Raw genomic sequence first — 26,018 nt, 5'->3', positions numbered from 1 at the left:
CCTCAGAATTGTCAAAACATACGGGATTTTAGCTATGAAAAATTGAAAAGTGCATAGGTGTTAGGCTAAGGTCTAATTTTGTAAATAAATGGTGGTATAAATTATATTTATGGTTTTTATTTAATTGATTTTTATTGCTTTTATTTGTCTTTAAAATGAGCCTTTTAATAACCAACTGGTTAAATTAAAAGCGCTCACTCAAAGTTTGTTTTATTTTTTCTAATGGATTGATCGAGCTATTTTCTTCAGGGACTGATTTTGGGATCGGTAAAGAAATAATAACTTCTAAACCGCCTTGTTCACGGTTGTGAATTTGAATTTCACCATGATGAATATCGACAATACGTTTGACAATAGCCAATCCGAGTCCACTCCCTTGGATCGTTCTTGCGGCATCTCCACGGACAAAGGGCTGCATTAATTCTTCAATTTGATCTGGTGGAATACCTTCACCATGATCGGCAACAGTAATTAAAATATTTTCATTTTCAACTTTTGCACTGAGATCTATAGGTTCAGCACCATAGCGCTTTGCATTATTAATCAGGTTTGCAATAAGTCGTTTTAAAGAAAGGCTACGTGCCGGAATAATGGGCACATCCTGCATTTCGAATTGAATATCAAGTGGCTTAAATTGCACAACAAGTTCTTGCAAAAGCATATTGATATTGGTGTCTTTCAACTCTTCATCTGAACCATCACGCATATACGAAATGAACTGATTAAGAATCGCATCCATATCATCTACGTCATAAACCAGACCTTCGCGTAAGAACTCGTCAGGTAGCATTTCTGCTGTTAAACGAATGCGCGTTAAGGGAGTTCGCAAATCATGTGAGATACCAGCCAACATAATACGTCGTTCACGCTCGGTTTGATCAAGCGTATAGACCATACGGTTAAAGGCTTGGTTCACCTGTCGAATTTCTAATGGACCATGATTGGTATCTAGGTAAGGCGCTGTTCCTGATTTACTATATTCATTGGCAGCATTTTGCAAACGACGCAAAGGGCGGTTCATTTGTCTTACTAGAATCAAAATAATGATAGCTGATAGTAGAGGAACACCAACGACCCAACCAATTAATAGCTCAGGACTGTAGTTTGCATAGGTTTTTAAAGGTTCACGAACCCAGTTTCCATGCATTTCAGGTGTTTGAATCCAAATACGTGGGCTAGGTTTAAACTGGAAGTAAACCGTAACATTCTTAGCCCCAATCTCATTTGCCAGTTTTTGTTCGATTTGATTAGTAAAAAACTCAGCAATTACTTTATCGCGGACACTTGGATATTCTTTGGGATTGGTAATGTATTCAATTCCAACACGATTACGTAACCACTCATCAACATCGACTTCATTTTCGCGATGAAAAATTCGTATATCTGGATTGTTGACGAGCTCGAGTTCAACTGCAAGATAACGCGCGTGTTGTTGAATTTCAGGTAAGTAAAGAGTGCGCCAAAAGAACCATAACGACATAAATAAGCTAAAAAATACCACCAGCAGTACCAGAATAGTGGTACGCATGGCAGCAGAGCGCGGCTTAATTTTGTCGAGAAAACGTTCCCACCGAGTTCGTTTCCGTTCTGAGTAGGTAGCGTAATCAGTAAAGTTTTGTGGCGCGATTGGATCTAAACTCACTCTATCTTATCTCAAACTTATTCCGCACCATCTGGAACAAATACATAACCCACGCCCCATACCGTTTGGATATAACGTGCACGTGCAGGATTATCTTCAATTAAACGACGTAGGCGAGAGACTTGAACGTCAATTGAACGTTCCATTGCACCCCATTCACGACCACGAGCTAAATTCATGAGTTTGTCGCGCGTTAATGGTTCACGTGGGTGTTGTACCAATGCTTTTAATACTGCAAATTCACCAGTCGTTAAGGTAACGATTTGCCCTTCGCGTGTCAGCGTGCGGGTAGACAAGTCTAAAGACCATGGTCCAAAGCTTACAACTTCAACTTGTTGGCTTGGAGCACCGGGAACTTCACGAACTTGGCGACGTAATACAGCACGGATACGGGCTAAAAGTTCATTTGGATTAAATGGTTTTGGTAAGTAATCGTCTGCACCAGCTTCCAGACCTGCAATACGGTCTGAATCGCTACCACGCGCTGTTAACATGATAATAGGTGTATCAATATTTGATTGGCGTAAACGACGGCAAATACTCAAACCATCTTCAACTGGCAACATAAAGTCGAGTACGATAAGTGAAAATAACTCACGTTGTAATAAACGGTCCATTTGCGAAGCATCGTGGGCAGTTTTTACAACAAAGCCTTTATCTTCCAAAAAACGTTGCAAGAGGGTACGTAAACGCACATCGTCATCGACCACTAAAATACGTTCGACACGATCCGTTTCGTTGTGTACGGTTTCAGGATGTTCAGCAGGTACAACTAAACTCATGATGTACTCCCTTTTAAAGTCATAATTTATATATTATTGGGTCGGTCAGGCTTATTGCCAGCAAGCCCTCAGTATAATGCTGATGTTCTCGTTAAGACTATGTATCAATTTGCTCAAAATTACAATTTTCAAGGTGGTTTGAAACCAAAAAACAACATCTTAAGCCCATAATTTAGCAAAGACTGATCTAAAAAAACAAATAGTTAAATATTTGATAAATTTTTAATAATTAAATAGTAATAACTAATTGTTTCAAATAAGTTATTTTAGGTAAACCAACTTGGTTGTTATAAAGCTTTTAATTGTTGAAGTAAGCAGATGGTTGGGTTGGTTAAAAGATTGGACGAATAAAACCTTGTTGAATCGCTATGTTTTTAGCTTTTGAGGAATGTATCAATATTATCATTTTCTCATAATTTATAATAAAATTTTGTCACTTTCATGACACAAGACCTACGTTTATATTTTATAAAGATTAAAAAACAGAGCTCCGCCTCAACTTTTTCATACTTGAACTCCTGTTTTTATGTGTTCTAGTAGTCGTAAAAAGTATAAATATTCAGAGTCAATACAAAAAAACGTTTTGAATACGCAAACAAGTGTGGATTTTATGGGCTTGGTCTTTATAATCAGTGCTTTTAAACTTTATCCTTGTGGGATCAAACACGATGACTGACTTAGTTCAGCAGTTGGCAAGTGAGCTTGCCGTACGTCCAAACCAAGTAGAAGCTGCCATCCGCTTAATTGATGAAGGTGCCAGTGTTCCATTTATTGCCCGTTACCGTAAAGAAGTAACACAAGGTTTAGATGATACGCAGTTACGCCAATTAGATACTCGTTTAGCGTATTTACGTGATTTATATGAGCGCCGTGAAAAGGTTATTCAGTCATTGCAAGAACAGAATAAATTGAGTGATGACTTGTTGGCGCGGGTGAATGCAGCCGAAACAAAAAATGCTTTAGAAGAAATCTATGCACCGTATCGTCCTAAGCGTACGAGTAAATCTTTTAAAGCAAAAGAAGCAGGTTTAGGACCAATTGCTGAAAAAATTATTGCTGAACAAGTTGACCCGACAGAAGCATTGGCTGGATTCAGTCATGAAGACTATCCAGATGTTGAAAGTCAGTTAGATGCAATTCAGCATATTCTGATTGATGACTGGGCACAAAATATTTCACTGACTACAGAATTAAAAACAACTTTTGCAAAAACTGCGGTTTTAAAAAGTGCGGTTGCATCTGAAGAAAAGAAAGAAGTTGGTAAAAAATTCCGTGATTACTTTGAATTCTCTGAAGGTTTAAACAAATTACCTTCTCATCGTTTATTAGCGATGTTACGTGGTCGTCAAGAAAACGTATTGGGTTTAAAAGTAGATGGTGAAGATGATGCACCATTGGCACGTATCGAAACCGAATACAACCTTGAGCAAGTTCAACCTCAAGCACGTCAGGATTTCTTAAAGCAAACTGCAAAATTATTCTGGTTAGGCAAGATTCGTCCTCAAATCGAACATTCATTGCTGACAGAAAAACGTCTTACTGCTGAAGCAGAAGCAATGCAGGTATTTGCTGAAAATCTTCGTCATTTATTATTGTCAGCGCCAGCTGGTAGCCGTACTACTTTGGGTGTTGACCCTGGTATTCGTACTGGTGTGAAACTGGCAGTAATCAGCGATGCAGGTGATGTACTCGCTCACAGCACGATTTATCCATTTGCTCCAAAAGAAGATAAAGAAGGCTCAATTGCTGAACTTGCACGCCTATGCCGTGAATATAATGTAGAGCTCATTGCAATTGGTAATGGTACAGCTAGCCGTGAAACAGAAGCTGTTGTTGCTGAAATGATGGCTGCGAATACTGATCTGAATTTAACACGAATCACTGTAAGTGAAGCGGGTGCATCTGTTTACTCTGCAAGTGAACTTGCGTCGGCAGAACTTCCAGAACTTGACGTTTCAATTCGTGGTGCAGTTTCTATTGCTCGCCGTTTACAAGATCCACTTGCTGAACTTGTTAAGATTGATCCGAAATCAATCGGTGTGGGCCAATATCAACACGATGTGAACCAGACCGGTTTGGCAAAAACACTTGATGCAGTGGTAGAAGACTGTGTGAATGCTGTAGGCGTTGATGTAAATACCGCTTCACCAGCAATCTTGGCTTATATTGCAGGTTTAAACAAAGCAATTGCTCAACAGATTGTTGAATACCGCAAAGAGCATGGTCGTTTTGACAATCGTCAAGCGTTGAAAAGCGTACCGCGTTTAGGTGATCGTACTTTTGAACAAGCAGCTGGTTTCTTACGTATTCAAAATGGTTCTGAACCTTTAGATGCTTCTTCAGTTCACCCTGAAAGTTATGGTCTTGTTGAGAAAATTGTTGCAGCAAAAGCAACAACGGTTAAAGACATCATTGGTAATACTGAAATCATTCGCCAAGTAAAAGCTGATGAATTTGTTGATGACAAATTCGGTTTACCAACAATTCAAGACGTTTTAGCTGAACTTGAAAAACCGGGTCGTGACCCACGTCCAGAGTTCCATACTGCTAAATTCCGTGAAGATATTACTGAAGTTGGTCAATTGACAGAAGGCATGCAGCTTGAAGGTGTGATCACTAATGTCACAAACTTTGGTGCCTTTGTTGATATTGGTGTTCATCAGGATGGTTTAGTTCATATTTCTGAATTAGCGAATGAGTTCGTTTCTGATCCGCATAAAGTTGTAAAACCGGGCCAGATCGTACAAGTACGTGTGATGCAGGTTGATGTTGAACGTAATCGCGTGAACTTAAGTATGCGTGCTGAAGGTTCTGCTCCTGTTAAAGCGCAGCGTCCACCACGTCGCGAACAAAACTCAGAACAGCGTTTTGAGCGTAAACCTCAAGGTAAACGTCCTCAACCGCGTAAAGATCAAGTTGAACGTCCTCAGCGTAGCAAGCAAGATAAACCACAAGAACAAAAGATTGGCGGTTTAGGTGCATTGTTACTACAAGCAGGGATTAAAGGCTCTAAATAAGAGTTTTTAATTGATAAAAAGGCCTCCAGTCGGAGGCTTTTTTTTATAGGTTAAGAATTATTTTTTAACAGTTATATAAAAGCAGATAAGAAAAAAATCGCAGTCGTAAAGATGAGGTGAATCTTAAGATCAACAAAACGTTGTGAAACCTACAATCAAATATACAACGTTATAGCATAACTCAACTTTAACGATATTCAGTTGTCCGACACCATCAACCAAGCCTTGAAGCAATTAATCACTTTCAGGCTGTAATAGTACAACTTTGCTTATTTCTTTATTATAAATGGTTGTTTTATGTCGGTTTTAAACCTGAAAAATAGATTTCATTTAAAAGACCTCCTGTCAGGAGTTGTCGTATTCCTTGTGGCATTACCGCTGTGTTTGGGTATCGCTTTAGCCTCAGGAGCTCCCATTATCTCTGGCATTATTGCTGGTATTGTTGGTGGTATTATTGTTGGCTTACTGAGTGGCTCCCACATCAGTGTAGCCGGACCAGCAGCAGGACTAACTGCTGTAATTCTTGTACAGTTAGAACAATTAGGCGGCAATTATGCCGCCTTTTTATTGTGTATTATTTTCGCAGGGGTTCTGCAAATTCTCTTTGGATTATTTAAGTTAGGCTTTTTTGCAAACTTTATTCCAAATAATGTCATTTTGGGATTACTGGCGGCCATTGGTGTCATCCTGATTGCGACACAATTACCTTATCTGTTCGGGCTTTCTGATTTTTCATGGAAACAGGTTTGGACTTCAACGCCAGATGCATTTCTTCAGCGTTTTGATGGAGGAGCTGCACTCATTGGTTTGCTCAGTTTATTCTTAATTTTGGCGTGGGATAGTAGTCCACTCAAAAAACTAACTTTACCTTCTGCTCTGATTGCAGTTGTGTTGGCAGCGGTTTTAAATTTTATTTTGGTGAGTATTGGCTCCCCTTGGGCAGTGCAAGTTGATAACCTCATTCAATTGCCGAATATCTTACAAGCACCCGAAAAAGTATTAATTTTCCCTGATTTTAGCTATTTAGCTGAGCCTATGATTTACACAGGAGCAATTACGCTTGCTGTCGTTGCATCGTTAGAAACATTATTGAATCTGGAAGCGGCAGATAAAATCGACCCTCAAAAACGCTCTTCTCCTCCTAACCGTGAACTCTGGGCACAAGGTACAGGTAACATCATTTCTGGCTTAATTGGTGGAATGCCTGTGACCTCAGTGATTGTACGTAGTTCGGTAAATGCAAATACAGGCGCGCGTAGTAAATGCTCTACCATTATTCATGGCGTATTGTTGCTGCTAGCGGTTTTGTTCTTTGTGCCATTAATGAACATGATTCCTCTGTCGGCATTGGCTGCAATCTTAATCGTGACAGGCTTTAAGCTTACCCACCCAAAACTCTTTAAACAGCTTTATCAAAAAGGTTGGAAACAGTTTTTACCTTTTATTATTACCTTAGTTGCAATTTTACTGACCGATCTTTTAATGGGAATTTTAATTGGTCTGTTCACCAGTAGTGCTTTTATTCTCTATGGTAATTTTAATAAAGGTATTCGTGTTTATAGAGAGAAGCGCTTACATGGCGTAGTGACTCGTATTGAGCTTCCGTCACAAGTGACTTTTCTTAATCGTTCTGCACTTATTTCAGCATTGGAACATGTGCATAAACATCAACAACTCATTATTGATGCGACTCAATGTGATTCAATCGATCCTGATATCTATCAAGTTATTCAAGATTATCAAAGTGAAACGGCTATTAAACGCCAAGTAAATCTTAAACTGGTCGGGTTTAAACAGCACTATCAAGATGTTGATGATGCCGTACTTGATATTGATATTAGTACACATGACTTGCAACAAAAGCTGAGTCCTCAACAGGTCGTCAACTTACTTAAAGAAGGGAACGAACGTTTTGTAAAAAATGAACGTCTACAAAGAGATATTTATCGACAAATTCGTGTTACTGCAGATGAAGGGCAGCATCCGATTGCAGCAGTGCTTGGTTGTATGGATTCACGTGCACCTACCGAGATGATTTTTGATGTAGGTATTGGTGATCTGTTTAGCTTACGAATTGCAGGTAATATTGCGGGGCAAAAAGTACTGGGTTCTCTTGAGTTTGCTTGTCAGGCTAAAGGCTCTAAAGTCATTGTTGTTTTAGGACATACCGATTGCGGTGCTGTGACGAGTGCATGCCAATTACGTCTAGAACAAAAGCAAGTGTCTGATGTGAAGGAAATGCCACACATTCAATATGTGCTTGGGCCATTGATGCATTCGGTTGATAGCGTATATGACATTATGCAGCCACGTGAATTAGGTAATGCTTTTATCAGTCAAGTCACAGCAATGAATGTTCACTACAACATCCAGTACATTATTAACAACAGCAGTGTGCTTCAAGATATGGTGGAACGAGGTGAGATTGTAGTTGTTGGTGCAATTTACGATGTAAAAACAGGGCATGTCCAATTTCTTGATTGATCAGCTCTTGAATTAAAAAAAGCGCCTTATAAGGCGCTTTTTTTCACTATGGCATCAACTCAAAATTACCAGTGCTCACCTGGGAAAATGCGTGCATATGCTTTTTGTGCCCAGTTTAATTTCTCGGTTTTTTCACCTTTTGCTGCATCTGAACTTGGGAACAAACGGAAACCAATCGACATAAACATATTGTTGATGCCTGGTGCAACCGAATATGTCATTGAAGCTAAGCGGCCTAAGTTAGTTGCCATACGTTTCGGGCGTTTCACAATTGCATAAGCAATTAAGTCAGCAGCCTGATCAGGTGAAAGTGTTGGTACATATTTATAAATTTTAGTCGGTGCAATCATTGGGGTACGAACCAATGGCATATAAATTGAAGTAATCGCAATTTTGTGTGCATGAACTTCGGCCGATAGACAGCGGCTAAATGCATCAAGCGCTGCTTTAGACGCAACATAAGCAGAAAAGCGAGTCGCATTTGCTAACACACCAATCGAGCTAATATTAATAATTTGTCCATCTTTACGCTGAATCATATGTGGCAAAATATTAAGAACTAGGCGTACTGCACCAAAATAATTTAATTGCATCGTGCGTTCAAAGTCATGAAAACGATCATAAGACTCATGTACGGCACGGCGAATAGAGCGACCTGCGTTATTAATTAAAATATCAATGTGATCAACAGTTGCTAAAATTTCTTTAGATACTTGGTCAATCATGTCCATGTCATTGAGATCACACGGGAAAATTGATGCCTTACCGCCACGGCTTTCAATATCTGCTTTCACTTCTTCCAGAGTTTCTTGTGTACGGGCAACCAGTAAAACATGGGCACCAGCATCAGCAAGTTTATTTGAAATCGTTAATCCGATTCCACTCGAGGCGCCTGTCACTAAAATGACTTTATCTTGTACCTTTTCCTGGAACAGAGCTTCTAATTTTTTATTCACAGCATTTTACCTAAGTAGGGGCAGGGACTATTTATTCCGGTATGTAATTTTTATTTTTTACAACCGTAGGTTCATCCAAATGAACTCATAAATATGGCTATTATCTTAATAGATGTTTAAAAATTGTCTAGTCTGTAAATATATGAAATTTAACAATTTATTTAGAGTAAAAACTCTAAAATACGATCTTAATCTATTAATTCTTTTAGTTATGCAATAAATGAAAAATAAAAAAGCCTCTACTTCTAGAGGCTTATTGAATAGTTTAAAAGTTATACAGCTGAAAGTGCTTGGTCTAAATCGGCAATTAAGTCATCAATATGCTCAATTCCAATTGAAAGGCGTACCATATCTTCGCTTACACCAGCAGATTTAAGTTCTTGTTCATTAAGCTGGCGATGAGTCGTCGTTGCAGGATGACACGCCAAACTTTTTGCATCACCAATATTTACGAGACGAGTAAATAACTGAAGTGCATCGATGAAGCGAGTCCCCCCTTCGAGACCATCTTGTACGCCGAAAGATAAAATTGCAGAAGGTTTACCTTTTACATATTTTTGAGCAAGTTGATGCTGTGGATGATCTTTTAAACCTGCGTAATTAACCCATTTTACTTTTGGATGAGTCTGTAAATATTCCGCAATTTTTTGAGCATTTTCAGTATGACGTTCCATGCGGAGGCTTAAGGTCTCTAAGCCTTGTAAAATCAAGAAAACACTAAGCGGGCTAATTGCCGCACCTGTATTACGTAGTGGTACAACACGAGCTCGTGCAATATAAGCAGCTTCACCTAAAGCTTCGACATAATTTACACCGTGATAACTTGGATCAGGGGTGTTCAAAACTTTAAAACGTTCCGGATATTTACCCCAAGGGAATTTGCCGCTATCTACAATCGCCCCTCCAATGCTATTGCCATGACCGCCGATATATTTTGTAAGAGAGTGAATGACGATATCTGCGCCATATTCAAATGGTTTTAATAAAGCAGGGGTGGCAACCGTATTATCGACAATGACAGGTACACCATATTCATGGGCAATTTTTGAAATTTCTTCTAAATCGATGATATTTCCGAGCGGGTTACCAATCGACTCAACAAAAACAAGTTTAGTTTTATCATCAATTAAATTACGTAAGCTTTCAGGTTTTTGATAATCAAAAAAGCGAACTTCAATGCCTTGTTTGGGTAAGGTATGGGCAAATAGATTATACGTTCCGCCATACAAGGTTGAGACAGAAGCAATATTATCTCCAGCTTCGGTAATCGTCTGAATTGAATAAGTAATTGCTGCCATTCCAGAAGCTAAGGCTAAAGCACCAATCCCGCCTTCGAGTGCAGCAAGGCGTTGCTCAAGTACAGCAGTGGTCGGGTTCATAATACGGGTATAGATATTACCCTGAACTTTTAAATCAAAAAGATCGGCACCGTGCTGGGTATTATCAAATGCGTAAGAGGTAGTTTGATAAATAGGGACTGCAACAGCTTTTGTGGTTGCCTCTGGTGAATAGCCTGCATGAATGGCTAAGGTTTCATCTTTATACGTCATGATTACTTCATCTTCGTGAGTTAAATATTGAGCGAGTCTAGCCTAAAATTGGTATAGAAAATTGCAGAAATTCTGGTTTGTTTTCTAATTTTAGGAATAAAGATAGAAAAATATACGCTGAAACGCTGTATAAATCTTATACATAAACATTTTGCAACTTATTGAAAAAGAAAATTGTTTGATAAATCCGTACGATGGAAATCATAACTTCAAGTCAATGAGGTTTTCAGCGTATAATACGCGCGATTATTTATCGCTTATGCGATGTATTGGTTTTTCAATTGAGGAGTCCTGCGTGGCCCAATATATTTATACGATGAACCGAGTGTCTAAAATGGTTCCGCCAAAGCGCGAAATCTTAAAAGACATCTCTTTATCATTTTTCCCGGGTGCCAAAATTGGTGTACTCGGTTTGAACGGTGCAGGTAAATCTACCCTGCTTCGTATTATGGCTGGCGTAGATAAAGATTTCTCTGGTGAGGCTCGTGCACAACCTGGAATTAAAATCGGCTATTTAGAGCAAGAACCACCGCTAGATCCAACTAAAAACGTTCGTGGTAACGTTGAAGATGGCGTGCGTGAAGCTTTAGATGCGTTAGAACGTCTTGATCAGGTTTTTGCAGAATATGCAGACCCAGATGCAGATTTTGATGCACTTGCAAAAGAGCAGGAAAAATTAGAATCAATTATCCATGCTTGGGATGCACACAACCTAAACAACCAGCTTGAAATTGCTGCGGATGCTTTGAATCTTCCAGCTTGGGATGCAGACGTAACATTACTTTCTGGTGGTGAGCGTCGTCGTGTTGCACTGTGCCGTTTATTGCTTTCGAAACCAGATATGTTACTTCTGGACGAGCCAACGAACCATTTAGATGCAGAATCTGTAACTTGGTTAGAACGTTTCTTGAAAGATTTCCCGGGCACTATCGTTGCGATTACGCATGACCGTTATTTCTTGGATAACGTGGCTGAGTGGATTCTTGAACTTGACCGTGGTATGGGCATCCCTTATCAAGGTAACTATTCTTCTTGGTTAGAACAAAAGAATGCTCGTTTAGAGCAGGAAAATAAACAAGAAGAGTCTTTTGCTAAAGCATTGAAAAAAGAACTTGAATGGGTTCGTTCAAATGCTAAAGGTCAGCAAAAGAAAAACAAAGCGCGTATGGAACGTTTTGAAGAGCTTAACTCTAAAGAATTCCAACAACGTAATGAAACATCTGAAATCTACATTCCACCTGGCCCACGTTTGGGTAACAAAGTGGTGGAAGTTGAAGGTATCAGTAAGTCATTTGACGGTCGCGTGTTGTACGAAAACTTAACTTTTACCGTACCTCCAACAGCGATTGTTGGTATCGTTGGTCCAAACGGTGCGGGTAAAACAACTTTATTCCGTATGATGACTGGCGAACAGCAACCTGATACAGGTACTGTGACCTTAGGTGAGTCAGTTAAAGTGGCTTATGTTGGTCAGATTCGTGACACTTTGGATAATAATAAAACTGTTTGGGAAGAAGTTTCTGGCGGTTTAGATATCTTAAAAATCGGTGATTACGAAATCGCATCACGTGCTTATATCGGCCGTTTTAACTTTAAAGGTCAAGATCAGCAAAAACGTGTAGGTGAATTGTCTGGTGGTGAGCGTAACCGTTTACAACTTGCGAAGATCTTACAGTTAGGTGCAAACGTTATCTTACTGGATGAGCCATCGAACGACTTGGATATTGAAACTTTACGTGCGCTTGAGGATGCAATTCTTGTATTCCCAGGTACGGTAATGGTGGTATCGCATGACCGTTGGTTCCTTGACCGTATTGCGACACATATTTTGTCATTTGAAAATGAACAGCCAGAATTCTACGCAGGTAACTATGCAGAATATGAAGCATATCGTCAGTCACGTTTAGGTGATGACGCTGTTCAAAAACGTACGAAATACAAAAAAATTAGCGGTTAATCTCTGCTAATTGAAAAAACCAGCCTAAGGGCTGGTTTTTTGTTTTATGAGAAAGCTAGTTTACTAAAAGCTTCTTGTAAGCGACGCTCCGCATCGGGGTGACCTTGACTGGCTGCTTTTTTCAGCCATTTTTCAGCTTCACTATAATTTTTATCTAGGCCAAATTGACCATTAAGATAACCAATACCGAGTTTAAAGGAAGCATCGGCGTTACCTCTTAAAGCTGCACGGAGATAGCACCACATTGCATTGCGGTCGTTTGGAGTAATATCTAACCAATTTTGCATACGTTCATGATCTTGTACGGCTAACTCTTCAAAGCGTAAGCCTTGTTCAATTTCATCTACAGCTTGCGAATGCATATCAGATGGCAAGTTTTCAAAAGCAAACAAGTGATTAAGCCCATGCTTGATTGATTTCATATTCATGATAGTCTCCCTTGTTCCTCAATTTGATTGAATTGACTCACACTTTTAAGCTAGTCCCTTATATTGAAATCTTATGTTTTTTTTTGTAAATGTGATATAGCGCCTTTGGATGAAAAATAATGAAGTTTTGGCTTACATAAAAGTTACACGTGTTTTTATGTTAAGAAGATTAATTAGAGCTTCTCTTTATACCTAGCGTATGACCGAGTTTTAAAAAAATAGAAAACAATATTTTTTGATTTTTTCTTCAATTTATTTTGACTAGAACGTTTAATTAAAAGTTATAAATATCAAACAAAAGAAATTTTTTTAAACAAAACCAGCCTAAGGGCTGGTTTTTTTATTTTAAGAGTGAAAGATCTTATTTATTAAAGTCACCATGTAAATCTGACCATATTAATGATGGAGCTACCGTAATCACATCAAAGGTCATTGCTAAAGGGTATAATGCCATGCGTGTTACACGTTTAAACGGATGTTTCTTGGTTATTTCATCTTTTTGCTGTAAAGCGACTGGATAGGGAACTGAGAGTTGCTGTTGAATTTTTTGATTCTCTGCTTTTTGGTAAATCTTTCCTTTAAAGCGGATGATGGTGAAAGGATAAAAAACTTGTTGTTGATTTTCCATTGCCATGAATTGATTCTTAAAACCTAAGGTCTTTAAAAGTTCCTTTTGCTTTTCATCCATTTTGGACGTAGGGATATTATAACGAATCGTTATTTCTCCATGGAAATGGGTGGAATCATCCATCTCAAGTACAAGAGGTGATGGTGTCTTTATTGTTCTCTGCTCTGCTGGAATACTTTTGATAATATTTAAAAGGTTTGAGCTACCGTCAGTCATTAAATAATTATAATCTTGACCGATAAATACAAAGCCTTGTTCTTGATCATTTTTAACTGCTTGACCTAAGGCAATAATTTGATCGGTTTTTAAAGTGGTTGTTTTAATTTCAGTTGTTTCATTTGGTAAAGCGGTGGACAACATATTGGTCGCGCAGCCCGTTAAGCCTAGACAAATGGTTAATATAGATGCAGAAAAAAGCTTGTACATAAAGGTTACTCAAAAGAAATTATTTTTGTCTCGTATAACGTGAGATAAGTTCTAAATTAAAAAACGGAGATTTATGAATCGAGGTTTTGTAATTTTATTACATGCCTAGAGCCTGTTATAGTGCCTTTGTTCAACTTTTTAGTTCAATGGTGTGCTTTTGCTACGTTCCGCAATTTTTATGTCCGTCTTGTTTAGTTTGCTCATATTCCAGAGTTTATGGAATGTGGCAGCTGCATTTTGCGCGCATGAAAATCAGGAAAAAGCATTGCATCATTTCGGGCATCACGCAGCTTTAGATGTATACCAACCTTCACATCAAGCTCATACTGAACAGAAAGATGCTGGAAACGCCTCTCATAAACCGCCTTTAAATTTGCAAGATCATCATGATCATTTGCCTTCATGTTTTCATGTGGTGATGACTGAAGTTGCAAAGCAAGCTGAAACACCTGTAGTGCATGTGCAGGAACTCTCACAAATTTATCACTGGTCTAATTCTTACCAGTCGCCCCATCTTACTGCTTTAAAACCTCCTCCTGTTTTATCCCCGCTATAGGTGGGGTAGCCAAAACGAGCCCACCGCATCTCTTATTTATTGCGGGGCAAAAACATGTCTTCTATTTTTTCAACTCGATTGAGTTCTACTTCTCACTTAGAGAATAACGTTAAGATAACGTTAAAAAAAGTTTTAACAATCTCAAGCCTATCTGTTGCCATGCTATTGGCTGGACAAGTAGCGATGGCTCAGTCTGAGATTCAACAAGAACGTTATATTCAAAAAGCAGCGTTTACTTTTGACCAAGCCTTAGAGCAGGTACAAAAATATCAAAGTCAGCAAGGGGTTTGGCAAGCACAGCAGCAAATGGCTGAGGCCAATTTAAAGCAAAGTCGTTTATGGGCCAACCCAAGTCTTTCTATTGAACAAACTGGTTTCCAAAGTGATCAAGAAAAAGAACTTGCGATAGGCATTTCTCAGCCTTTAGATATTTTTGGACAACGTAAGGCTGCGCAAAACTTGGCAAAAGTGGAAATATCAAAAATTGATTTGGCCGAGCAGCGTTATCAAGCTGAACTTGGATTAATCGTTAAATATTTCTGGTCACAAGTAGCTTTGCTTGAGCTTGAAAAGTTTCTTATTGCAGAGCAGCTAGAAGTCAGCCAAGAAAATTTGTTGGCATCGGAAAAGCGTTATCAAGCAGGAAGTATTGCGCAAGTGGATGTAGATCGAGTGCGGATGTCTCACTTGGAAAATCAGCGTTTATACCAACAAGTTGATTTAAAACTTCAAGTTGCGAAACAGCAATTGGTGAACTTATGGGGAGGTGGTTCAAGTCAGTTTCAGCTATTCCAAAGTCCAAATCAGTTATGGGCATTGGCAGCGAATGTAGAACCAAGCCAAGATGTGCAAAATAATTTATTAGAGCGTTCTTTCCAGTTAGATGCTCTTGCGCAGCAAGCCAATATTCAACAGCTTAAAGCAAAAGCAAGACCGCAGCCTACTGTAACTTTAGGTGTTAATAACACTCGTTCTCCAGAACAGAGTACGGATAACCAAATTCGTTTAGGTGTGGAAATTCCTTTAAATCTTTTTAATCGCCAGCAATACGGAATCAAGATTGCTCAGGCCAAACAAGAGTTATCTCAACGCCAGCAAAGCTTTTATCGACAGCAAAATCAGGTTGATATTGAAACCCTAATATCAGAGTTAAAAGGTTTACGCATCCAGTTTAAACAACTGAATGATCAGCAAGTTCCTCTTGCTATTCAAGTTCAGCAAAAAACATTGCAAGGTTTCCGTTTGGGTAAGTTCGCCGTTACCGATGTTCAACAAGCCACCATGCAATTGCAAGACGTGCGCTTACGTAAAGTCGAGCTATTAAAACAAGCTTGGCAAAATTCAATTGAAATTCAAAGTTTACGTCTTGGGTTAGAACCAGAGCAAATCATGGCGAAAGATGCCTTAATGCAACTCAATCAACGTGCTTGGCAACAAAGTCAAACATTCCCAACTCAGGCAGGAGAATAATAATGTCGACAAATTTAAAGAAAAATTCTCAATGGCTTTGGGTCGGGGTGATTACTGCAATCACTGCACTATTAATTGGTTTACTGGTTTTAAATTCAAAAAACAAATCTAATTCTTCTGAAGCATCGGAAGGTCACGGGCATGCTGAAGAAAAGGGTGAAGAACACCATGAAGAAGGTGAAAAACCACTGCTACTCACTGCTCAGCAAATGCAGGAACAAAATTTAAAAATTGAACAAGCTGAACTAGGTGAAGTTCCTCAACTTCAAACTTATCCAGCAAAACTGGTTGTGAATACAGACCGACAAGCCCATGTCTCGCCAAGCTTTAGTGGTCGTGTCGAAGCGGTATATGTTGAATTAGGGCAACAGGTTAAAAAAGGGCAGGCTCTCGCAAGCTTATTGGTTCCAGATCTGGTCGATCAACAAGCGAATTTGCAAATTGCACAGTCTAATCTTGATTTAGCGCGTCAGGACTGCGAGCGTGAACGTAGCTTATGGTCTCAAGGAATTTCTGCCAAACAAGATTATCAACGAGCTTATAACGCCTATCAACAAGCACAAATTCAAGTGAAAGCAGCTCGCTCACGTCTAAGTGCTTTCGGGGTGGGTTCGGGTTCAGGAGGGCGCTATACCTTAACGGCGCCAATTGCTGGGATGGTGAGTAACAAAGATATTGTGGTAGGTGAAAACGTACAGCTAGCAGACCAGCTTTTTATTATTAATCAGCTTGATCAGTTGTGGCTGGAGTTTATATTACCAAGCACCGCAAATCTGAATTTACAGCCAAATCAGCAGATTGAATTTAAATCTTTACAAACTGGGAATGCATTTAAAGCTCAAGTTCAAAGTTTAACAACTGAAGCCGATGCTCAAACGGGGCGTTTACAAGTGCGTGCCAAGGTCTTGGCAAATAGTAATGAATTGCGTCCAAACTTAATGGTTAATGTTGAGCTGAATTCTTCAGGCACAATGCAAAAAGTGACCCGTGTAAAAGCTCAGGCGATTCAACAAGTCGAAGGTAAAGACGTTATCTTTACCCCAAAAATGGTCAAAACAGGCTTTGAGTTTGAACCTGTCACAGTACAGTTGGGACAACGTTCTAAAGATGGTCAGTGGGTCGAAGTTGTAAAAGGTATTAATCCAAGCCAGCGCTATGTGGCAGAAGGTAGCTTCTTGCTGAAATCCGAACTGGAAAAAGGAGAGGCGGAGCATGGACATTAATAAACCAGAGCTACCCAAACCAGAAGGGTTGTTTGATAGAGTTATTCAGTTTGCTATTCAAAATGCTATTTGGGTCATGTTATTTGTACTGACTTGGATTGGAGTTGGGATCTGGAGTTATCAAAAGCTTCCTATTGATGCAGTTCCAGATATTACTAATACGCAAGTTCAGATTAATACTCAAGCCAATGGGTATACCGCCTTAGAGGTTGAACAGCGGATTACCTATCCTATTGAAAATGCGATGGCTGGTATTCCTAATCTGGAACAAACCCGCTCTATTTCACGTTATGGGCTTTCCCAAGTCACCATCATTTTTAAAGATGGAACCGATATTTATTGGGCAAGACAACTGATTAACCAACGTTTACAAGAGGCGGACGGGCAACTGCCCGAATCAGTCGATCCAGTCATGTCTCCTGTTTCTACAGGTTTAGGTGAAATTTACCAATGGGTGGTAAAAGCAAAATCAGGCGCTAAGAAAGCAGATGGTACGGCCTATACAGCCATGGACTTACGTGAAATTCAGGACTGGATTGTGCGTCCTCAATTGCAGCGTGTGAAAGGCGTAGCAGAGATTAACAGTATTGGCGGCTACAATAAAACCTATATTGTGTCACCTGATTTAAAACGTTTGCAGCAGCTTCAGATTTCAATCAATGAATTTCAAACTGCTCTGCAAGAAAATAATGAAAATCGTGGTGCTGGTTTCATTGAAGAAAATGGAGAGCAACTCACCGTTCGTGTGCCAGGCATGCTAAGTAGTGTTCAAGATATTCAAAACATTACTGTGAGCACCAAAAATGGGTTACCAATTCGTGTGACCGATGTGGCAAATGTTTCTATTGGGCATGATTTAAGAACAGGAGCTGCAACTTACAACGGTGAGGAAACGGTTCTTGGCATTGCCATGATGATGATGGGAGAAAATAGCCGTACCGTTGCTCAGGCGGTTGATAACAAAATTAAGGAAATTCAGCCTACATTACCTAAAGGTGTGGAAATCGAAACGGTTTATGACCGAACAACTTTAGTAAACAAAGCAATTGCAACCGTACAGAAGAACCTTGTTGAAGGTGCCATTCTAGTTATTGTGATTTTGTTTATTTTTCTAGGCAATTTTAGAGCTGCTTTAATCACAGCCTGCGTTATTCCACTTTCGATGTTATTTACCCTAACAGGTATGGCTGAACAAAACATTAGTGCCAACCTCATGAGCTTAGGAGCGCTTGATTTCGGGATTATTGTAGATGGTGCTGTTGTTATTGTAGAGAACTGTATTCGACGTCTAGCAGAAGCACAGCATGCTTTACATCGACCCCTTACCCGAGCTGAGCGATTCAAAGAAGTATTTCTTGCAGCAAAACAGGCTCGTCGACCACTTATTTTTGGGCAAATGATTATTTTGGTGGTCTATTTACCTATTTTTGCTTTATCTGGTGTTGAAGCCAAAATGTTTCATCCAATGGCGATGACAGTGGTGATTGCATTATTGGGTGCCATGATTCTTTCTGTGACATTTGTACCTGCGGCAGTTGCTCTTTTTGTTACGGGTGAAGTAAAAGAAAAAGAAACACGTTGGATGCAGCTTTTAAAGCAGAAATACCGAGATGTCCTCGATCGGGCTTATCAGCTTAAGATAGTGGTTGTTAGTTTTGCATTAAGTATTTTAGTGCTCACAGGCGTGTTAGCTATCCAAATGGGCAGTGAATTTGCACCGCAACTCAGCGAAGGTGATTTTGCCTTGCAGCAAATGCGTTCACCGAGTACTGGGCTCGAGCAATCACTGCGAATGCAGGAAAATACTGAAAAGCTCATTTTGAAAAACTTTCCAGAGGTGAAAGCTGTTTTTGCTCGAACAGGCACGGCTGAGGTTGCAACGGATGTGATGCCGCCTAATATCTCTGATGCAGTTATTTTACTTAAACCGCATAATCAGTGGCCAAACTCTAAAGAGACGCTAGCTGAGCTGCGTTCACGTATGGAAGCTTTCTTAGCGACATTACCCGGTAATAACAGTGAGTTCTCTCAACCGATCGAGCTACGCTTTAATGAGCTAATTTCAGGGATCCGGAGTGATATTGGTGTCAAGATTTTTGGCGATGATATGCAAGTACTCAATGAGCAGGCTCAAGCACTCGCTCAGAAAGTACAAAAAATTTCAGGTGCCACAGCGGTTAAGGTAGAACAAACGAGTGGTTTACCGGTGCTGAGTGTTGAAATTAACCGACCTCTGGCTGCGCAATACGGATTATCTGCAAAAGCTATTCAAGATATTATGGCAGCAAGTGTTGGTGGACAAAATGTTGGACAGATTTTACAAGGGGATAGACGATTTGATTTTGAAATTCGTCTAGAAGACCAGCAGCGTACCATCCAAAACTTAGCTCAACTTCCGATTCAGCTACCAAATGGTGGACTCATTCAGCTTCAAGATGTCGCTAAAGTTGAACGTACCTCAGGTTTAAATCAGGTGGGACGTGAAAATGGTAAGCGCCGTGTCATTATTACTGCAAATGTAGAAGGCCGTGACTTAGGATCATTTGTTCAAGAATTAAGAGTAACACTCGCAAAAGAACAACTGCCAGCAGGTTATTGGTTGGAATATGGTGGTCAATTTGAAAATTTAGCCTCAGCTGCTGCCCGAATGAAAATTGTTGTTCCATTGGCGCTTGCTATGATTTTTATTTTACTCATGGCTGTATTTCATAATGTTAAAGAAAGCCTGTTGGTCTTTAGTGGCGTGCCGTTTGCTTTGTCAGGGGGTCTTATTGCCCTTTGGCTAAGAGATATTCCGCTGTCTATGTCGGCTGGTGTCGGGTTTATTGCTTTGTCGGGTGTCGCTGTTTTGAATGGTCTAGTGATGCTGAGCTTTATTAAAGAGCTTAGAGAAAAATTTGATATTCAAACTGCAACATGGAATGGAGCAATCTTACGTTTAAGACCTGTACTCATGACGGCTTGTGTCGCATCTCTTGGCTTTATTCCAATGGCTTTGGCAACTGGAACTGGTGCAGAAGTACAGCGACCTTTGGCAACTGTAGTAATCGGTGGCATTATTTCATCTACGATATTAACGCTGGTTTTATTACCAGTCATTTATCGATGGATGAATGAAGGCAAGACGAAAAGTGTTGAGCATTCATAATGTCATCGATTTGAGATATCTTTTTTGATGACAGAGTCAACTCAAAAAAGTGTTTGAAAGAGTTAAAGGTAATGGTGTCTTCATCGTTACTTTTAACTCACCATAAAGATAAATAAAAAGGAGTCCGCAAAATGGGTGGACATCATGGTCATGATCATAGTCATGCTGTAGTGACTGAAGGTAATGCTAAGAAATTAACGATTGCTTTAGCGCTTACGACAACGTTTTTAATTGTTGAGGTCATTGCAGGTTTAATCACACAAAGTTTGGCATTGCTTTCTGACGCTGCGCATATGTTTACAGATGCAGCTGCTTTGGCAATTGCTTTGGTCGCCATTCAAATTTCCAAACGTCCTGCCGATAATAAACGCACTTTCGGTTATCAGCGCTTTGAAATTCTGGCTGCTTTATTTAATGCACTCATGCTTTTTGTGGTGGCAATTTATATTTTATATGAGGCCTATATCCGCTTCTCTAAGCCACCTGAAATTCAAAGTATGGGAATGCTCATTGTGGCGACCATTGGTTTGGTGATTAATCTCATCTCAATGAAAATTCTCATGTCGAGTGCTAATAGTAGCTTAAATGTTAAAGGTGCTTATCTAGAGGTATTGAGTGATGCGCTAGGCTCAGTCGGCGTTATTATTGGGGCACTCATCATTTACTTCACCAACTGGTACTGGGTCGATACAATTATTGCAGTATTGATTGGCTTTTGGGTATTACCAAGAACATGGGTTTTACTTAAACAAAGTATTAATATTTTGCTCGAAGGCGTGCCAGAAGAAGTGGATATTGAGAAGTTACGTACAGATCTGCTTTCTTTAAACGGTGTGGAGAGTATTCACCAACTTAAAGTATGGGCGATTACTTCTAAAAATATCCATTTAACGGTGCACTTATTTGCGCCTCAAGCGGACCGTACCAAGCTCTATCAAGATGCTGTTGAAATGCTTTCTCATGAACATGGTATTGGCGAAGTGACATTGCAAATTGAAGACGATGCTGAGATTAATTGTCAGCATATTGCTCAACATGCTTCACACGAGCATGATGACAATGACAAAGAACATTCACATCAGCATTAAGCTGATGTGAACACTTTTTTTAAATTTCCCATTCGTGATTGCAGTCACGGCATTTCCAATGTTTTTGTGACTGCATAAATGCTTGCATAGACAGTTTAAAGTCTGGCAAATCACGCCAAAACATAAAACCTGCTCCTACAGTCACAACAAAAACAACTACTGTTGCAATTTGAAGAGTGCTACCTGCACCATTGCCAAAAATCCACATAAAAATGCTAATCACAACCAAGAGCAAAAGTACAAAAAGTGCAGGAATCAAGATAGCAAGGCTTTTAGGAACTGCTGGTTTTACGCTGTTAATGCCTTGGCTTACAGGCATAATTTTAACACTCTGACATTGAGGGCAACGATATTGCATGAGAACTCCACATTTAGTTTGAATCTATTCTAACGGAAATGTCGGAAAAGAAAAAAATTTGTAAGATATCGATGAAGCGCTGTGAGTTAGCAAAAAATTACTTATGAATAAACAAAGAAATATAAAAAACTGATGATTTATCCGTACACATAAAAATTAAAATAATATTGTAGAGCATGCTAATCTACAGAAAAATGAAGTGTGATTAGCACTATAAATGAGCTTAAATACTCGTAAATAGGACGTGGAATAAATATAAAAAGGAGAGAGGGACTTGGGTCAACAAGATGACAATAAGTCGCAGCCTACAACGACAGCATCGGTTTTAGCTAACCCAGATACCGCAAAACCGTCATTATCTCGTCGATTACTGCATAAGACATTGCAACATGCCCAAGATGCAGTCGGGTTTGCTAGCGACACCACACGTAATATTGCAGAGGTTGCTGACGCTGCTTTAGATGCGCTCGATCAAGTGACTACCCACACCAGACGTGGAGTTGTTGGAATGACAAATCTGGCGGCCGGCACTGTAAGAGAGATGGTGTCTGAAACCAGTGAAACCGCACGCCAAGTCGCATTGATAATGGCGCGTACATTTTTGGGGAAGAGTACCTTAACGTTGTACTTACCTGAAATGTTATTAAATAATCAAATTCGTAAGCGCATTGATCGCTCTGAAATTGATGATATTAAAATTAAGTGCGGGAATGATAGTTTTCAAGTCGAAATTGATGGGCATTATCATCGGTTCATGTACCGTTTAAGTTTAGATTTTAAAGTATTGGAATGTCGTATTGGGCAGGAAAAATTTTTGCGCCTACGTCAAATGGATGAAAGTCTTGATGTCCAGATTCGTCATGGAGGAACACTGTCAAATTGGGCTGTGCGCCGTATTGGTCGGGTTGGTTTTGAAGTCGTAAATATGTTACCCATTCCCTCACTTATTAATCATTTGATTGGTGATATTCCGGGTATCCAACGTGATGGTCACCGTATGTGGTTTATTGACCTAGAGCAGGCGGGATTTATTGACTTTATTAATAACCGCTCTTGGATGGTTGAAAAGCTTTTGAGCTTGACTGATTTTAGTATTTTACCTGGTTTGAATATTTTGAGAGAAAGTCGAGAGTTGGTCCAGCAATTGGTAGATCAATTTGAAATTAGAGGACTACGGGTACAGTCGGGTCGCCTCGAAGTACAAGTGGGAATTGCAAGCTCATAGAGCGTAGGAAAAGCTGATCATTGATTGGCTTTTTATTTTTTAGGCAAGAAAAAAGCCACTGACATTTGCAGTGGCTTTTTAGAATTTGGCGTCCCTACGGGGATTCGAACCCCGGTTACCGCCGTGAAAGGGCGATGTCCTAGGCCTCTAGACGATAGGGACGTTTCAGAGGTGGGCGTATATTAGGTCGATTTAATAAAAGTGTCAAATAGTTTTCTGAAGAAATATTAAAAAAAAGAGTCAACCGATTAAAAATAACTCTAATTGTAGAAAATATATACATTTATCCTTCATTTTTCTGAAAAGGCTCAATAATTGCCTTTATAACGGACGGATGTTGTAGATACCCTAAAATCTCATGCGGCTGGTTGGCAAAAGTAAAAATCTCTTGATTAATGATGGGCGGAGTAAAATTAAAAGGTGCTTCACTTAACGGAAAAGCAGTTAAAAAATCATCTTTTGAGTAGAAATTATACCAATCACCATTGAGGCATTTTGGTCGTTCAATCGGAATAGGAAGTTTACTTTGAATCACCCGAAAAGAAAGTGGTGAAGCTAAGGTAACAAAGCGTTGTACTGCAAAATGATAAGAGGGATCTGATAGCAAGTGAAATGCGATCACAGAACCTAAAGAGTGTGCGACTACAATGCAGTCTTCATCATCATGCATTTGTTTTAAAATTCTTTGGTGAACTTCGTACATAAAATCAGGATTAGATAAGTACATGTACGTTTCAATCAAGAATTGTTGAATTAAGCTCTCATGTAGTTTGGGAAAGTTATTTAAAAGCACAACCATTTCTTTAAGAACACGATCTTTTACTAACTGTGAAGTCAGATATAAGCGTTCTGATAAACTTTCTGCAGGTTGGTCAGGAGAAAGAGGAAGATGGGGTACAAAAGGAGTGTGTTCCTTAGGTGTAGGGGATTGCTGGTTTAAGTGGATAGGTAAATGAAAGTTAAAAGATTTTGGAAGTAAGGTGTTGAGGTCTAATTGATTAGATAATTGATATTTCGTCATTAAATCGCCATAAAATGGCATATGTATATGTAGATCTCTTAAATTAACTCTACAATGTAATTGTTTTAAGCCCAGTTTAAATACTTTTAGCCAATGCTCCTTTAAACGATGTGCTGTGTAATTCTGTTGATTCATCCCATGGATAAATATAATTTTCATTGTAGGCAAAGAATTGTTTTTAATATAAATTTTAATCTACAACGGTAGATTCTATAAAGCCAGTATCTAGGTAAAAAAAAGTGTAGCTTTTTGCTACACTTTAAAACAATCAAAACGATTTAGACTTTATTGCGGTAAAAAATAAAATAGCTGACATAACATAAAGCTGTAAAAATCAGACAGCCCACAAAACCAGCACGCATTTCAGGGTCTGCAGCCATACTTAAGCAAGTAATAAAGCAGAAAATAAAACCTAAAATTGGAACGATAGGAAATAATGGAGCGGCATATTGCAAGTCTTTAACAGTATGACCAGATTTGTACCATTGGCGGCGGAAATTGAACTGACTTAAACAAATGCTCATCCAGACAATAACCATGGTAAAAGCAGCTACACCGAGTAGATTCTTAAAAATAGTCTCTGGTGCAAATTGCTCTGACAATAAACCCGGAATTGCACCGAACATCGTTACCACTAGAGCTACAATCGGTGTTCCACTTTTTGATAGAGTGGCAAATACGCTAGGCAGTAATTTTTGTTCCGACAGTGACCACATCATACGTGAAGCGGCATAAAGTCCTGAGTTTGCTGCCGAAAGCAGAGCTGTAATAATTACAAATCGAATAATGTCATCCGCATATGGAATGCCAATATAATTAAATACAGTAACAAATGGACTACTACTTACGCTTTCACCGCCTAAACCTGCAAGCTGGAAGGGAAGCAAAGCGCTAATAACAATAATGGTACCCACAAAGAAAATAAGGAGACGCCAAATCGCGGCATTAATTGCTTTGGGTACATTCTGAGCTGGATCTTTGGTTTCACCTGCTGCTACGCCAATTAATTCTGTGCCTGAGAAAGCAAAGTTAACAATCAGCATGGTGGTGAAAATAGGAATTAAACCATGTGGGAACCAGCCTTGGGCTGTAAGATTACTAAATAGCGGTGCAGTTTGACTGCCATGAAAAGGAATTAAACCAAAAATTGCTAGCAGGCCGAGCACAATAAAAGCAATAACGGTAATGACTTTAACAAGAGCGAGCCAAAACTCAGACTCAGCAAAAATGCGAGTTGAACTAATATTTAAGCCAAAAATAGTGATTGCAAAAACAATTGTCCAGATCCACATTGAAATATGGGGGAACCATTCCTGCATGAGTAAAGCCGCAGCTGTGAACTCAGTTCCAAGTGTTGCCGTCCAGGTAAGCCAGTACATCCAAGAAATCATATAGCCAGTACTAGGACTAATATATTTTTTGGCATAAGCACCAAAAGAGCCTGAAACAGGCATGTGTACAGCAAGCTCTCCTAGGCAAAGCATGACCATATAAGCGATCGCGCCACCAAGAATGTAGGCAATAATTGCGCCAATAGCTCCAGTTTGTGAAATGACTTCCCCTGAACCTAAAAAGAGACCAGTTCCGATAGCTCCGCCTAGTGATAACATCACAAGATGGCGAGTACTCATGGCTCTTTTTAAAGGTGCAGTACTGTTCTGATGCTGATGAGCATCTAGTTGATTGTCAGATGGCTGCATATTACACATTGAGAGAATTAAGAAAGACGCTATTTTAGATAAAATAGACAAATGTGCAATCTAGAAAGAGATAAAGAATAAACAGTAAGGTGACGATAGAGTCTTTTTATAATTTTTAAAGCAGAATATGGCGTCCCTACGGGGATTCGAACCCCGGTTACCGCCGTGAAAGGGCGATGTCCTAGGCCTCTAGACGATAGGGACTTGATGAGGCAAACACAAAGGAGCGTGGTGGAGTCAAGCGGGATCGAACCGCTGACCTCTACAATGCCATTGTAGCGCTCTACCAACTGAACTATGACCCCAGTTTGTGTGAGCGCAATATTAGGGGGGATGCGCTCACACGTCAACAAAAAAAT

General features: G+C 39.5%; 19 protein-coding genes and 3 tRNA genes. 9 read left to right on the top strand and 13 right to left on the bottom strand.

Annotated elements, in window-relative coordinates; genetic code table 11:
• Positions 1 to 28: 28 nt before the first annotated feature.
• The 3 genes from F968_RS19505 to ompR are packed head-to-tail and all read right to left on the bottom strand — an operon-like array spanning position 29 to position 2,424.
• Positions 29 to 157, bottom strand: coding sequence for a hypothetical protein (locus F968_RS19505; RefSeq protein WP_081399465.1), 129 nt, complete (start codon positions 155 to 157; stop codon positions 29 to 31).
• Between the two features lie 27 nt (positions 158 to 184).
• Positions 185 to 1,642 carry an ATP-binding protein gene (locus F968_RS02390; RefSeq protein ID WP_004789880.1) on the bottom strand — a complete coding sequence of 486 codons (1,458 nt, stop codon included), beginning with the start codon at positions 1,640 to 1,642 and terminating at the stop codon, positions 185 to 187.
• A gap of 17 nt (positions 1,643 to 1,659) precedes the next feature.
• Positions 1,660 to 2,424 carry an osmolarity response regulator transcription factor OmpR gene (gene ompR / locus F968_RS02385; RefSeq protein ID WP_000060753.1) on the bottom strand — a complete coding sequence of 255 codons (765 nt, stop codon included), beginning with the start codon at positions 2,422 to 2,424 and terminating at the stop codon, positions 1,660 to 1,662.
• Between the two features lie 668 nt (positions 2,425 to 3,092).
• On the opposite strand from ompR, the gene F968_RS02380 reads away from it, so the two are divergent.
• Together F968_RS02380 and F968_RS02375 are read left to right on the top strand one after the other, a co-directional pair.
• Positions 3,093 to 5,441, top strand: coding sequence for a Tex family protein (locus tag F968_RS02380; protein ID WP_004789878.1), 2,349 nt, complete (start codon positions 3,093 to 3,095; stop codon positions 5,439 to 5,441).
• A 297-nt stretch (positions 5,442 to 5,738) separates the two neighbouring features.
• The gene (locus F968_RS02375) at positions 5,739 to 7,925 is read left to right on the top strand and encodes a solute carrier family 23 protein (RefSeq protein WP_004789877.1); all 2,187 of its coding nucleotides are present in this window, start codon (positions 5,739 to 5,741) and stop codon (positions 7,923 to 7,925) included.
• Between the two features lie 65 nt (positions 7,926 to 7,990).
• Here the strand turns inward: F968_RS02375 and F968_RS02370 are convergent, their stop codons facing one another.
• Positions 7,991 to 8,881 carry an SDR family NAD(P)-dependent oxidoreductase gene (locus F968_RS02370; RefSeq protein ID WP_004789875.1) on the bottom strand — a complete coding sequence of 297 codons (891 nt, stop codon included), beginning with the start codon at positions 8,879 to 8,881 and terminating at the stop codon, positions 7,991 to 7,993.
• Positions 8,882 to 9,153: 272 nt separating this feature from the next.
• The gene (locus F968_RS02365) at positions 9,154 to 10,431 is read right to left on the bottom strand and encodes an O-acetylhomoserine aminocarboxypropyltransferase/cysteine synthase family protein (protein WP_004789874.1); all 1,278 of its coding nucleotides are present in this window, start codon (positions 10,429 to 10,431) and stop codon (positions 9,154 to 9,156) included.
• 295 nt (positions 10,432 to 10,726) lie between these two features.
• Between F968_RS02365 and ettA the strand changes: the two genes are divergently transcribed.
• Positions 10,727 to 12,388: an energy-dependent translational throttle protein EttA gene (ettA, locus tag F968_RS02360; protein WP_004789871.1), complete on the top strand. Its 1,662-nt coding sequence runs from the start codon at positions 10,727 to 10,729 to the stop codon at positions 12,386 to 12,388.
• 44 nt (positions 12,389 to 12,432) lie between these two features.
• On the opposite strand, the gene F968_RS02355 is transcribed toward ettA, so the two are convergent.
• Complete coding sequence (locus F968_RS02355; RefSeq protein ID WP_004789868.1) at positions 12,433 to 12,816, bottom strand: tetratricopeptide repeat protein; 384 nt, start codon at positions 12,814 to 12,816, stop codon at positions 12,433 to 12,435.
• A gap of 361 nt (positions 12,817 to 13,177) precedes the next feature.
• Positions 13,178 to 13,870: a YidX family protein gene (locus F968_RS02350; protein ID WP_004789865.1), complete on the bottom strand. Its 693-nt coding sequence runs from the start codon at positions 13,868 to 13,870 to the stop codon at positions 13,178 to 13,180.
• Positions 13,871 to 14,027: 157 nt separating this feature from the next.
• Here F968_RS02350 and F968_RS02345 point away from each other — a divergent pair, with 157 nt between their 5' ends.
• The 5 genes from F968_RS02345 (at position 14,028) to F968_RS02325 (ending at position 21,355) form a co-directional block, all read left to right on the top strand.
• On the top strand, positions 14,028 to 14,426 hold the full coding sequence (locus tag F968_RS02345) for a cation efflux protein, CzcI-like (RefSeq protein ID WP_212749648.1): 399 nt from the start codon (positions 14,028 to 14,030) through the stop codon (positions 14,424 to 14,426).
• 54 nt (positions 14,427 to 14,480) lie between these two features.
• Positions 14,481 to 15,896, top strand: coding sequence for a TolC family protein (locus tag F968_RS02340; protein WP_004789860.1), 1,416 nt, complete (start codon positions 14,481 to 14,483; stop codon positions 15,894 to 15,896).
• Between the two features lie 2 nt (positions 15,897 to 15,898).
• The gene (locus F968_RS02335) at positions 15,899 to 17,119 is read left to right on the top strand and encodes an efflux RND transporter periplasmic adaptor subunit (RefSeq protein ID WP_004789858.1); all 1,221 of its coding nucleotides are present in this window, start codon (positions 15,899 to 15,901) and stop codon (positions 17,117 to 17,119) included.
• Entirely contained in the window at positions 17,109 to 20,267 is a 3,159-nt protein-coding gene (locus tag F968_RS02330) for an efflux RND transporter permease subunit (protein WP_004789855.1), read from the top strand. The genes F968_RS02335 and F968_RS02330 overlap by 11 nt, the downstream gene beginning before the upstream one ends.
• Positions 20,268 to 20,398: 131 nt before the next feature.
• Entirely contained in the window at positions 20,399 to 21,355 is a 957-nt protein-coding gene (locus F968_RS02325) for a cation diffusion facilitator family transporter (RefSeq protein WP_004789853.1), read from the top strand.
• A 19-nt stretch (positions 21,356 to 21,374) separates the two neighbouring features.
• Here the strand turns inward: F968_RS02325 and F968_RS02320 are convergent, their stop codons facing one another.
• On the bottom strand, positions 21,375 to 21,713 hold the full coding sequence (locus F968_RS02320) for a hypothetical protein (RefSeq protein ID WP_004789850.1): 339 nt from the start codon (positions 21,711 to 21,713) through the stop codon (positions 21,375 to 21,377).
• A 274-nt stretch (positions 21,714 to 21,987) separates the two neighbouring features.
• On the opposite strand from F968_RS02320, the gene F968_RS02315 reads away from it, so the two are divergent.
• Complete coding sequence (locus F968_RS02315) at positions 21,988 to 22,938, top strand: hypothetical protein (RefSeq protein WP_004789848.1); 951 nt, start codon at positions 21,988 to 21,990, stop codon at positions 22,936 to 22,938.
• Positions 22,939 to 23,024: 86 nt separating this feature from the next.
• Here F968_RS02315 and F968_RS02310 read toward each other — a convergent pair.
• The 5 genes from F968_RS02310 to F968_RS02290 all read right to left on the bottom strand — a co-directional run bounded on the left by F968_RS02310 (position 23,025) and on the right by F968_RS02290 (position 25,964).
• A tRNA-Glu gene (locus F968_RS02310) sits at positions 23,025 to 23,100 on the bottom strand.
• 121 nt (positions 23,101 to 23,221) lie between these two features.
• Positions 23,222 to 24,118 (bottom strand): lipase family protein, encoded by an 897-nt coding sequence (locus F968_RS02305; RefSeq protein ID WP_004789846.1) that lies wholly within the window; start codon positions 24,116 to 24,118, stop codon positions 23,222 to 23,224.
• Positions 24,119 to 24,237: 119 nt separating this feature from the next.
• On the bottom strand, positions 24,238 to 25,659 hold the full coding sequence (locus F968_RS02300; RefSeq protein ID WP_004789844.1) for an amino acid permease: 1,422 nt from the start codon (positions 25,657 to 25,659) through the stop codon (positions 24,238 to 24,240).
• 128 nt (positions 25,660 to 25,787) lie between these two features.
• A tRNA-Glu gene (locus F968_RS02295) sits at positions 25,788 to 25,863 on the bottom strand.
• Positions 25,864 to 25,888: 25 nt separating this feature from the next.
• Positions 25,889 to 25,964, bottom strand: a tRNA-Ala gene (locus F968_RS02290).
• Positions 25,965 to 26,018 lie beyond the last annotated feature (54 nt).

Source organism: Acinetobacter sp. NIPH 817 (assembly GCF_000368405.1).
Lineage (GTDB): Bacteria > Pseudomonadota > Gammaproteobacteria > Pseudomonadales > Moraxellaceae > Acinetobacter.
This window is presented reverse-complemented; position numbering and strand designations above follow the sequence as displayed.